This window comes from Ruegeria arenilitoris, from assembly GCF_013035315.1.
GTDB lineage: Bacteria > Pseudomonadota > Alphaproteobacteria > Rhodobacterales > Rhodobacteraceae > Ruegeria > Ruegeria arenilitoris_D.
The window spans coordinates 150,942-162,788 of record NZ_WQHP01000009.1 but is presented as its reverse complement, the minus strand read 5'-3'; the positions used below and the strand labels follow the sequence as shown (position 1 = coordinate 162,788).

Annotated in this window: 10 protein-coding genes; 1 reads left to right on the top strand and 9 read right to left on the bottom strand. The window is 52.5% G+C overall.

The features are described 5' to 3' along the window. Window positions 1–143: 143 nt before the first annotated feature. The 3 genes from GOV53_RS18065 to GOV53_RS18055 form a co-directional block, all read right to left on the bottom strand. A complete protein-coding gene (locus GOV53_RS18065) occupies window positions 144–377 on the bottom strand; it encodes a hypothetical protein (RefSeq protein WP_170469014.1) in 234 nt (77 codons plus the stop codon). Between the two features lie 202 nt (window positions 378–579). Further along, on the bottom strand, window positions 580–2,232 hold the full coding sequence (locus tag GOV53_RS18060) for an aminoacylase (RefSeq protein ID WP_170469012.1): 1,653 nt from the start codon (window positions 2,230–2,232) through the stop codon (window positions 580–582). A gap of 46 nt (window positions 2,233–2,278) precedes the next feature. Next, window positions 2,279–3,115, bottom strand: a complete 837-nt coding sequence (locus tag GOV53_RS18055; RefSeq protein WP_170469009.1) for an efflux RND transporter periplasmic adaptor subunit — start codon at window positions 3,113–3,115, stop codon at window positions 2,279–2,281. Between the two features lie 747 nt (window positions 3,116–3,862). Between GOV53_RS18055 and GOV53_RS18050 the strand changes: the two genes are divergently transcribed. After that, entirely contained in the window at window positions 3,863–5,143 is a 1,281-nt protein-coding gene (locus tag GOV53_RS18050; RefSeq protein ID WP_170469006.1) for a serine hydrolase domain-containing protein, read from the top strand. A gap of 79 nt (window positions 5,144–5,222) precedes the next feature. Here GOV53_RS18050 and GOV53_RS18045 read toward each other — a convergent pair whose 3' ends face one another. The 6 genes from GOV53_RS18045 to tcuA form a co-directional block, all read right to left on the bottom strand. Next, on the bottom strand, window positions 5,223–5,924 hold the full coding sequence (locus tag GOV53_RS18045; RefSeq protein ID WP_170469003.1) for a hypothetical protein: 702 nt from the start codon (window positions 5,922–5,924) through the stop codon (window positions 5,223–5,225). Between the two features lie 234 nt (window positions 5,925–6,158). After that, the gene (locus GOV53_RS18040; RefSeq protein WP_170469000.1) at window positions 6,159–6,428 is read right to left on the bottom strand and encodes a hypothetical protein; all 270 of its coding nucleotides are present in this window, start codon (window positions 6,426–6,428) and stop codon (window positions 6,159–6,161) included. Next, complete coding sequence (locus GOV53_RS18035; protein ID WP_170468997.1) at window positions 6,418–6,852, bottom strand: hypothetical protein; 435 nt, start codon at window positions 6,850–6,852, stop codon at window positions 6,418–6,420. The genes GOV53_RS18040 and GOV53_RS18035 overlap by 11 nt, the downstream gene beginning before the upstream one ends. Before the next feature lie 180 nt (window positions 6,853–7,032). Further along, window positions 7,033–9,012, bottom strand: coding sequence for an ATP-binding protein (locus GOV53_RS18030; RefSeq protein WP_170468994.1), 1,980 nt, complete (start codon window positions 9,010–9,012; stop codon window positions 7,033–7,035). A 371-nt stretch (window positions 9,013–9,383) separates the two neighbouring features. Next, window positions 9,384–10,460 carry a tricarballylate utilization 4Fe-4S protein TcuB gene (gene tcuB, locus GOV53_RS18025; RefSeq protein ID WP_170468991.1) on the bottom strand — a complete coding sequence of 359 codons (1,077 nt, stop codon included), beginning with the start codon at window positions 10,458–10,460 and terminating at the stop codon, window positions 9,384–9,386. Next, on the bottom strand, window positions 10,450–11,844 hold the full coding sequence (tcuA, locus tag GOV53_RS18020; protein ID WP_170468988.1) for an FAD-dependent tricarballylate dehydrogenase TcuA: 1,395 nt from the start codon (window positions 11,842–11,844) through the stop codon (window positions 10,450–10,452). Before tcuA ends, tcuB begins: the two co-directional genes overlap by 11 nt. Window positions 11,845–11,847: the final 3 nt, after the last annotated feature.

Genomic DNA, 11,847 nt, shown 5'->3' with positions numbered 1-11,847 from the left:
AGTTTGCGGTCTTCCGAATAGAAGCGGCGGCGATGATAGTCCTCTTAGTCGGAGGCCTATCATTCGTGATCAGTTGGTGCTGGGAACAGATAGAAAGCCGTTCCGGAAACTAAAACCGCAATTCTTCCCCCTTTTGGATACCCTCAACGTCTTATTCTTCGAATGACCTCCCGGAAAATGCGCCAAATGACCAAGAGATCTTGAAGCGTTTCGGAGCTCACCAGCGCTTCGTACACAAAGAACATTTTTTGATCTGGACCCGTACATAGGCCCGGAATACTGAGAAAATAGACTTCCGTTGCGACCTGTACACAAGACTTTGCAAAGTCCGCTTTCTGCGCATAGCCGCCGTCGGTTGATCGCGCAGCATCGGTCACTATGGGCTCCGAGCTGCCTTGCGGCAATGCGGCGGGTCAAGCTGCGCCCCATTCCCTAAAGCAGACATAGCGAAAACCAAGATGATCTGGCGTTTACATCAGCTTGGCCGAATACGCCGACATTCAGCTTTCGGAAGCTGTCGATCGCACAAATCGGACTAACCGACCGCACCGAGCCCAACACAGACGTTACAATAAGCAGCTAGTCGCCTTCGCCGAAACCCGGCCCGGTTCCATCCAAAGCTGCGTCCTGAAGTGTGAACGTTTCCTGCCAGACTTGTGTGTCGACCGGTTCATGCCGTGGTTGGTTTTCTGGTGGAAAGCGCATTGGTTTTCCAGGCAACGCACCTGTCGCCGCACCGTCCCGTTTTACGAAGACGCCGTTGACGACCACATGAGGCATGCCGCGAGGAGGCAGCCCCTGGGTGCCGCTCTGATAATCCGATCCAGGACCGACAGTTTCAGGGTCGAAGATGACGATGTCTGCTGCCATACCCTCTTGCATACGACCGCGCACGTTTAGGAACTCCACCCCGGTAGCCCCCATATGATAGGCGGGCCAATAACTAAGCTGCGACAACGTAAACATGAGCGGCACGCCTTCCTCACGCGCGAGCTTGAGAACGGTCGAATGTGAACCCGAGGTGCGCGGGTGCCCGGCGAACAAGAGCGGATCGCCACGCAATCCCAAGTCTTCCGTGTACCACATGCTGTCGCTGCCCACGACCATGTTCGGCACTCGGAGCCATTGCGGCAACCACTCCTCCCTCGCGGGATTGAAGACGATCACAGTGCGACCCGGATCGTCTTCTGCGACCTGTTTGTACTCTTCAATCGTCAGGAATTGGTCCTGACTTGGGTCGTACATAATGTCTTCGTATTTGAGCCCAAGGGCAGCGATAGCGTCCGGGGTTAGCTGATCAGAGGCGATCGAGGTGGAGCCGGCTGTATAGGGGTAGTACTCGGCCCACATATTTAATCCCTTGGCGCGCGCCATCTGGAGTTTCTCTTCTATCTCCCACCAGCCATAGTCGTTGTTGTGGCTGTAGAGGAGAGGAGCATCGAGTAAGAAAGCGTTGGTGAAGACTTCCGCAAAGCCAAGCGGAGCTTCCGGGTTCGTCGCCGAGGTATGAAACCGGCCGTGTACCCCCGTGGCCCGTCCGTAGCGGGCCGCCGTGCGTTGCAACTCAAACTGTTCATAAGTGCTGATACCAACGCCCGCGTACCCAACCGTCGAACCTGCACACAGCCCCCCTTCTTGCAAGCCTTTGTCCACGATTTGCATGATCCGGTTCATCTGTTCGACGCTTGCGCGAGTAACAGACCAATCCGCAACACCGTCTTCTGAACTCGACAAAGCGCGCAATGCGAACAAGTTCGAAGCGTCGACGGGCACATCAATCTCAAGCTCGTCCATGACGACCATGCGGGCGATTTCATGCGACACGCAGGTGCCGTAGTTCATCGGCCAAGTGGCTTCTTCGCGGGAATACCAGTCGGCGATGTTGATGGCGCCAACTTCGCTGTCATAGGCTGTCGTGACACCGTCCATCATACTCATGTTGATGGCATACTTCTGACTGGAGTGTGTGTGGCTATCAATAAAACCCGGCGCCACTACATGCGCAGTGGCATCCACGGTATCTTCGCCTTCAATTGGAGCGGTCGTAATTTTGACAATCCAGCCGTCGCTGATCCCGACATTGGCAATTTGGTCAAAGCCTGTTTCAGGGTCCATGACACGGCCGTTCAGAATAACCAGATCATAGGTGTCAGCCGAAGCCCCCGTAGTCATTTCACCTTGAATTATGCAACTGGCGGTCAGGGCCATGGCGCTCCAAAATAACTTCGACATCTCAAACACTCCTCTTCTACAATTCGCTTTCGGGAGGGTGCACACCCTAGTTTTCATAGCCCGTAACAACGACGTCCATTCCCGGTCTCAACACATGCTCCGGATTTGGGAAGGCCACCAAGACCGCCGCTTCATCTGTGTCGGGGTTCAATCCTATGCTCGCCGAGATAATTCGTCCGGTATGGGGGAACTCCGTCCCATCCGGGAGTTCCAGCCGCACAGTAATTGATGCATGTATTGCCGTTTCATCTTCTCCTGACAATACGCGCTCCATAACGCGATCTATTGGAACGGGTGCGCGTACATGGATCGGATCGAGCTGTACAAGTGTGGCAACTTCCCGGCCACGATTGATATTCACATTAGCGTTTTCACGGTAGTTGGGCGATGTCATCTGCCCGCTGAACGGCGCGTAAAGCTTTTGCGCAGCTAGCAAAGATGCCGCCATGTCACTCTGCACGCGTAGTGTCTGTGCGGAAGCTTGCGCAGCTCGCAACGCGAACAAAGCTTCCTGATATTGAGCCTCTGAAACAGTTTCGCGGTCTTTCAGTTCTTGCTGCCGTGCAAAATCTTCCTGAGCTTTTTCAACTGCGACCAATGCTTCATTCAGTTGCGCTTCTGCCAAGGCAAGCTCCAACTCTTTGAAGCCAGTATCGAATTCAACCAACAAGTCACCCTTCGCAACGACTTGTCCTTCCACAAAATGCAACCGGTTGATTTTATTGCTGACTTCGGCTGAAACGTCCCATGCCCGCGCGGGTACAACAATTCCTTCAACAGTTGATGTCACCTGCGCTGCGGAAGTCGGTGGGAAAGCAAATCCCGCAGTCAATAGGATCGGAACGATCGCTAGCAAAGTTTTTGCCCGCCTGCCGAAAATCATATCTCCCCTCCAGGTACTATTCTTCTTTTTTATCACGATATTCTGTCACAGAGTTTGGAACGCAGACTTGACGTGTGTCAAACCGCCGTAGCTGCTGTCCCACCGGAAAAGTAGACCACTGCTTAAGTCTGTTTTGTCCGCATGTGAGACATTGGACGTAGGTGCAGCGAATGGCAGGTTTGGATTTCAGCCTGTTTCACGCCTTTGAATGTCAGGTTTCGGGAAAACGTGCTGCGTTGCCGCGTTAGGGTCCGAAAACAGGACGTCGTGTTGAAGCGGATTTCGCTGCAACGGCGACCGGCGGAAAAGTCCGCAAAGCGGAACTTGCGCAAGTATTCCGGAGCGACCGCTTTCGGCATAAGCAGACATTCAAGTCCACGAAACCGGTTCTTCTGTTTTCGATGTCTGCTTTCAACAAGAGCGGACGTTCGGCAATATTGGGCCAATTTCCGGTATGCGGACAAAGCCGCCTTATGCTCATCGCTTTCTGATAACCGGTCGCAGCCCGGAAGCGGACCTTCATTGCGAGCTTTACATCCTCACAGATGCGGACCAAGAGGGCATTGCATGAGGCGACCAGCGCAATTTTATCAGCCCACAACCGCTTGCGACTACTAAGCTGTCCTATCGTAGAGTAGTTCGCAGTCGTCTGACCGCTCCGTGGTCCAGACACAAGGGGCTAGACACCAGAGCTGAAGCATGGCTGGGTTGCTTGGAGATTGCCCAATCCTTCGGAGATCCCCAAAAATGAAAAGTCATGCAAACAAGCCGTTAGTGACCTCCGCTATTGCTATCGCTCTTTTGGCCTCCGGTGCGGTATTTACTGCTTCTACACAACCAGCAAGCGCAGAGGCTGGTTATTTCTGGGATGAAACCGTTGAGTCTGTAGATAGAAGCCCTTGGATATTTGAAGGCATAAATGTTTTTGGCGAATTGGCACGAGTTCCACCGTCAGATTGGGTACGTACTTTGGAAAAAGCGGCATACCCAACTGAGCTTGAGACTTTTGTTTTCACAGCTAGCAATAATGAAGAACAGAATATCAACGATTGGTTGCATCAAACACATACCGATAGCTTTTTGATTTATCACGATGGCAAATTGGTCGCTGAAAAGTACTTCAATGGCATGAGAGCTGATACGCCTCACCGCATTCACTCGATCACCAAGACAGTGTTGGGTATGGCAGCAGGGCTGGCGGTTGAGGCGGGAGAATTAGATCCCAAAAAGCTGATCACCGAATACCTGCCAGAGTTGGAAGGCCCAGCATTCAAAAATACAACGGTTAGACACCTACTTGATATGACCGCTGCTGTTGATTGGAAAGATGCTTCTAGCGGCTACTTAGACGACGCCGGTGATCTGTTCTGTGCGTTTGGTCAGGACCTCTCTGAAAAAGTTGAAATTTGTGATACAGAGTCTGGCGTTAAGGAGTACATGATCTCTCTTAGTGATCGCGAGACCTTGGTAGAAGACGGTGAAGTTTATAGTTACCGTTCAGTGCTATCTGCGCTGCTGGGTATGGTTATCGAGTCGGCGACTGGAGAAAGCTATCTGGATGTACTGGCCGAGTTGTGGCAGGACATCGGTGCTCAGGACCCTGCATATAGCGAACTAGGACCCAAAAGGATTGTGCAAACGAGTGGTGGGTTATTTACCAGCTCTCGTGACCTATTGCGATTTGGCATAATGATGCTGGACAACGGAAAGGTTAACGACACTCAAGTTATTCCTCCAGATTGGATAGCTGACACGATTCAAGCAAATGATGACGTTATCGCAGCTTATGAGAAAAGCGCATACGCGGAGGTGTTTGAAGGCTTCCACTACCGTAATCAAGTTTGGGTGAAAGACAGAGAAAAAGGTGCGTTTTACGGCATTGGTGTCTATGGGCAGCTGTTGTATGTGAACCAAAAAGCCAATGTGGTTATGGTGAAGCTATCAAGCCAGCCAGACGTTCAAAATACACCTATGTACCTGGACTCTATGGTTGTGATGAAAGGTATTGCAGAGACTTTGAGTAAATGAATTTCAGATTATCTAAATCTAGTAAGCTGAGCCAAATGGCTCGGCTTATACTACGGAAAGACTTAACAGTGTCGTCGGGTTAGTACCGGGTGACCTCGACTGCGACCGCAGCAAACACCACACCAATCAACAGAGCTTTTGTATTCACTGCCGAAAGGCTGGGTAGTTTAACCCGAAGAGACAGGGCTATTATCACACCCCCTGTTAACCCAGTCGAAATTGAATAGATCATGCTACTTTTGTCTGCGTTGAGACCGATCAATATGCCGACCGCAAGCGACGCGACAAAGTATGCGCGTAGCCATCCAGACATGTGTCCGGGGTGGGTCTTATAGAGAAAGATATTCACCCCAAACAAATGCAATGAATAGGCCAACGTTCCAACAGCGTACAGCTCAGGTGATGTTCCCGTCGTTTGCATGACGGTAATGGCAAGCAAGCAGTTATAGGTCCCGAGGGCCACTGTGTCCAAGCCAAGCGACAACTTGTTGTCGGCCCCTACGTCGCGACTGGCCTCCAGCAAGTAGTAAATGAGAAATCCTAGGAGCGAATAACCGAACAGCGAGTTTTCCCATTTCCCGCTTGCAGCTAAACCGGTGGACAATTCACCAATTTTTGGCAGCAGGAAAAGAAAAGCATAGCCAAGTCCGATCCCTGATGAAAAATCAGAAAGCCAGCCTGCTAGGGCGGGGAATCTCCGGTAAAAAGACACGCAGAAGACGTGAACAGTGCCGATGACTGCAATCGATGTTATCGCGAGGTATGTCGACGCGTCGAACACGGCTAAGATCCAATGATCACATTACAATTTGTATGAGACACCCCTTGGGAGCAAAAGCACAACCTAAAAAGTGAAGAAGGTGCGGTTTGAATATAACACTCAACGACAGCTTTCTTCTGCACTTTCGGCATTGATGCACGGTGCAGAAATTTGAACTTAGGGCTCGAAGGCGACATCTGAGTCATTTCGTCAGATGACGGGTTTGGAACAGAAGCCGACATTGAATTACTGCGATCACTCAGAAATCAGTTCTTCGATATCTTTTTCCATCCGCACCAGATCGTTGATCGCCTTGCGCATCTCTTCCCATTCTCGCGTCCGCATCCCGTGTTTGTAAGCCGGGTTGGCCTTGCCGGGGCCGTGGCCGCCGCGGGCACCATGGAACCGGCACACCGTCCACCCTTTTACTGCGGGGCCTTTGCATCGCTCTCCAGTTCGTTTTGACTTTGCCGTGCATCTTGGCGCTGCATGCGCCTTGCTCATGGGGCTGGCGTCACTTTTCATGTACGCCCCTCCCCCGGGTCTCAACATTTCCGACAATGGCCTGTCCGCCATCTTCAACATTGACGTGCTGTACTGTGACCGTTTGTTTGCCGCCATTGCGATACTTGCGCAGCGCCTCAACCTGAGACGTGTAGGTTCGAGCAAGCTTGTTGTATGCCCGTTCGTGCGCCTCGAACTGAGGGAGTTGCTCGGCATTCGCCATGCGGCCACCTTGTCGGATCAAAGCGACGTGCGTGGTAGCCATTTGCACCGCTAGCATGCGTTCGACACCGTCGCGCGGCGCGATTTCTCGGACGATCGCGGGCATAAATCCCCGCATGTCTGTGGTGCCGTCTTCGACTTCGGTAGGCTTGAGGGTCATGTATCCCTGAAGGAAGAGGCCTTCGTTAACGGCAGGGCTCTCGCTGCCGAAGATCTTGGTCATAGCGTCTTCACCGTGCTGGTCTACGTGCAAAACACCGTCTTCGTCTTTTCGGAAGGTGAACAAGTCGTGTTTTGGAGTCTTGTCTTTCCAAGGCCCCCAATAGGGGCTTTGGTTTGTCCGTCTGTTCGGAAGGAAATCTCTTAGCAAAGACTAAGCAAATACAAGCGGCGGAAGATCACCTTATGCATCATACTTTTGCTTCTGCCTGGCTTTCTCAGCGTCAGGGTCTTTCAAGAAGTTGATCAAGTCCTCAAGAACAACTACTTCAAAATCTGGTTGATTGCTGCCAGTCGGAAAAGCCTGGTGAGTGGCGCCAAAATTCTCCCTGCTTGCTCCCTCGTCCGAAACCAGAAGCGAATTCAGGTAATATCGCTCCTTGAACTGCTTTTCAGCGGTCCAACATACAACCAGATCGATGTGTTTAGCATATTTGATTTCTTTATCGATATCTCGAACTAAAGCATCAAGGTCGTACTTGTATTCCAATACCTTAGGGTGGGAAGAATATGGTGGGTGAAAATCCACCCCCACACCAAGTGGATTGGAATCTCTTTCAAACTTAACCTTGTCGTCATCACTGTAGTTAAGCTGAAAAAGCGAGTCATATCGTTCACTTTGGCTCGTGGCGTAGAATTCGTACCCACGCAGTAGTTTTCCACCGATCATTTGATGAAACAACGCGATAACATCTTGTTCTTGCTGCGGAATTGCCGAGATGTATGCCTTTCCATCCGTCCACGAAATAGACAGTGGTTTCTCGTCCCTGTATTGTTCTTGATTTTTTTTGTACTCGTGCAGTTCCTTGTCCGGAGCGACCCGGGTCGAACCAGTATCAGGCTTCAAGTTTTGTCTGTACTTCTTCAGAATGTTGACGCATCGAACGGCAAGTTTCGTGCCGAGCGACTGAAGTTCGGGTTGGAATATTTTTCGCCCCATATCTGGGTTTCCATCGACCATGTGAACAATAACATGGGAGTTAGCTTGATATCCGATCTCGCTGGTAAGGGGAATGACCGACAAGTCTCCTTGCACCATGTTATCGCTTGCCATTTGCAGGCCACCATGAACGATCCTTTGCCCCTTCCGCAGCTTCAGTGTGTCGTCGTTAAACGCCCCCCAGAGCTTTGCGGAAGATAGGAAACTTGCATAGACGCTGACTTGGTGCTTCTCGATGAGTTGCCTGTCTTCCTCATTCAACGCAGAAGCAAACGGTGAAGCCTCTTCGAGAAGATCGTCTTTATCATAGATTTCGTATAAACAGTTCAGCCTTTTGAACTCTGAATCCAGCTTAGCGAATCTCTCGTCCGTGCTTCCTTGAATACTGGCCAAAGCTTGCTCAAGAGACGAAACATCCTGAGACTTAAAGCCGGGAAATTCATGTGGATAATAGTACTCCGGTTTCTTCAGGTCTTCTCTGGTGATAACTCCATGAACATCAATAACCTTTACCTCAATGGTAGGACTAAATGCTGATGTAACGAGATACACACCACCCACAGGTGTCTTTAATCGAAGAACATCCGTCCATGAGGATGCGTTCTGTGCTCCCAGCCAACCAAGATCACGGGGACGAACGCCAGGTTCGTTACCCAAAACAACTTCGACTGCAGTTCCTGAAGACTCTGGCACGATTTCTTCCGCAAATGGCTCGATCTCTTCAAAGCTTGGTCGCGGCACACTATTTGTTCTGTCTTCAGCCCACTGCCGACCTTGCCTCATCGCGACAGACCATTGTGACCCTTCTTGCTTGGTCTGAATACGAACTGCGGAAAAGCCGTATGCAAGAAACGTCGCGCCAACGCCTTTGTGCCCTCGAGTTTCACGTTGTTTCTTGAAGCTGATATTTGGTCGAACAAAGTATTTGAATTCCTCGAGCGTCATTCCCACGCCGTTATCAACAACCTTGACGTGCCTATTTTGCAAGTCGACTGTGATCCAAACCTTAGGTTGATAACCGTCATCCTCGACAGCGGCTCTCTTTTCGACAGCGTCGAGCGCATTCTGAATCAATTCGTTAAATACGTCGAAGTATCCCGTATAGGATTTCAGAACATTAAGAACGATCCTCCTGTTTGCCTCCTCGAAGATTGCTGTAGTCGTTCCCTCTTCCTCGAGTGACGACAAGGGATCGAAACCATGAAGTGTCTGGTCACTTTTCAATTGGTATTCTCCAAGTGTTTTTTGGGAACATACCAGACACTCACCTGGGGGCCAGTGCAAGTTTGCTCGCCCGGCTGGTTCATCTGAACACTCTTTTGGTGGCTGGGCGACTTACATGTATGACCACCAGTCTCAAACCAGCTTTTCCATTTGACAAACAAACACACATCCTGAAGTTTCCCTAAATCTCCGAAACGAAATGTAGAATCCTATCAACCCAGCCACCATTTTCCGAAAGACCAGTTGCGAGCGCTCCCCAACGACAGAAGCTTGGGAGGTTGTTTCTATCATGAGCTTTTTCCCGAACGAGAACTTCGCCGCATCTCAGAAAGCTACAACCAAGAAGGTTTGATGGGGTGATTTTCAGTCGGTCAATTTGCTTCAGCCCCACGTTTCCTTTGCGCATCCCGGACAAGCGCAGCCAAACGGTAAAACCCATGAGCCATTTTGGTATAAGGCGTCAGCAGGAAGAATGTCAGAACCGCTCCAAGGTGGATGGCAAGCAGCGCGGGCATCAGAGCAGTTGAACCGAGTGCGTATAGGACCAGCCCGCTCAGCCCAACAAACCCGAGCAACAGGATGAAGCCGATATCACCGCCCCACGCGGACGGATCGCCAAGCTCGCGATCCGACTTTTGCTTGAGCAGAACCATGGCTCCGCAACCCAATGTCAGTAGAATGCCTCCGGAAACCCCAAAGAGTTTTGGCAGGGACCAGAACCCGTAGGGCGCGTGCAACCCGAACCCATAGTGCATAATCGTCGCAACCGAAGTTGACGCAAAGCACAGCAGGAAGCCGTACATGATGGCGTGGTGAATGTGGCGTCGGCCCTGACTGAAACGGTCTTCGTCCTCGAAATTGCAACCCTCGCCGTGGCCTGCGGCCAAGTCTTGCATTTTGCCAGCGCGTTTGAACGCGGCAGTCAGGTCTGACATTTGGATGGGTTTGCCGCCAACTTCGGCCCAATAGTGCCTCAGGCTGATAGCCAAGCTAAAGAGTGGCACCAAGAATGCTGGCGCAAAGATTGCAACCATCGCATTGTGGGACAGGACGGCATAGAACCCTTCGCCTCCGCTGGAACCAATGGTGCGGATGGCCCAGAACAGCAGGGCAAAGCCGATGACGAGGGCCAGCGCGATCGCGCCACCGTGCGTATGGAACCGCCGCGCCAAAGGTTGCGGCCAGGCGAAGCTTTCCCAACTGTCCCGCCGCACTTCGGCCAGAGCTTTCGGCAGGTTTAGATCGAACTCATGCGGAGAAGTGTACTGACAGGCGTAGTAACACCCCCTGCAGTTGTGGCACAGGTTAGCCAGTTGCGTAATGTCTCCATCCGAGAACGCGCGTTCCGCGTGCAGCGACGGGAAAACCGAACAATAGCCCTCGCAGTACCGGCAGGCGTTGCAGATCTCGGCCTGACGGCGGGCTTCTTGAATAAGATCAGTTTGCATAGGCTGCAGCCTCACGTCCTGCGATGCGTCCAAAAACGGTTCCGATGGTCATGCCGAAGCCGGCCAGATACCCCTGCCCCAGGATCGAACCCGCCATCGTCTCGCCTGCGGCCCACAGGTTTTTGATCTTGCCGCTGTGGGTCGAACACTGGGCCGTATCGTCGACCTTCAGCCCCAGATAGGTGAAAGTCACGCCAGTGCGCAGCGAGTAGCCGTAGAAGGGCGGATCGGTGATCGGACGAGCCCAGTTGGTCTTGGGTGGCGTCAGACCCGAGGTGGTGACCCCATCCAACTCGGTTGGATGAAATCCACTGGTATCACCGCATGCTTCGTTGAATTCAGCAACGGTTGCCTTCAGCTTGTCCGCAGGCAGATCCATCATTCCAGCCAGGTCTTCCAAGGTGTCCGCCTTTAGCGGAGGGAACACCGAGGGCATGAACAAGTTCAGCGACTTCGCGTCGATGATCACATAGCCCACCTGATCCGGCTGCGCGGCGACCAGACGCCCCCAAATCGCATAGCGTTTGGGCCAGACGTCTTCGCCCTCGTCATAGAACCGTTCGGCATTCTTGTTCACGACGATTGAAAACGGCACGCAGTCCAAACGGGTGACGATGCCGCCGTCGAACTTCGGCGCGCGCCCGTCAATGGCGACCGCGTGGCATTGGGTCGGATCGCCGACGCTCTCGACGCCTTGATCCAACAGATCAGCCAACACGACCCCCCGGTTATAGGGCGTTCCCCGGATCAGGAAGTTCTTTGCAGGCGCTCCCCATGCACGGGTGAGCCAATCCGTGTCGGCCTGAAACCCGCCCGCGGCAACGATGACAGCCTTGGGCGTGATGCGATGAGACTGGCCTTCATAGGTGTAGTCGACCCAATCGATCTGGTCGCCGTTCAGCTCAAGATGCGTCACGGCAGCTTCGTAAAGAACATCCACGCCTAAAGCTGCCGCTGTGCGGTAATAGGCATTCACCAGAGACTTCCCGCCCCCCATGAAGAAGGCGTTGGTCCGCGCCAGCGACAATGTCCCGGAAAGCGATGGTTGAAAGCGGACGCCATGCTCTTCCATCCAGGGCAAACATTCTTCTGATGTGCGGATTGCCAATCGCGCAAGATGCTCATCCGTTTTGCCATCTGTGACCTTAAGCAGGTCCGCGAGGTACTCATCTTCACTGTATTCCTCGATGAGCGGGCCCAACGGCGATTTGTGCATGCAACGAAAGTTGCGCGTGTGGCGAGAGTTTCCCCCGCGATACGGTTTCGGAGCCGTTTCCAGGATCAACACGCGCGCGCCAGCCTCCGCGGCTGTCATCGCGGCGCAGAGGGCCGCGTTGCCGCCCCCAATCACAGCGATATCGTAAGCTTCCCTGTGGGTGGCCATATC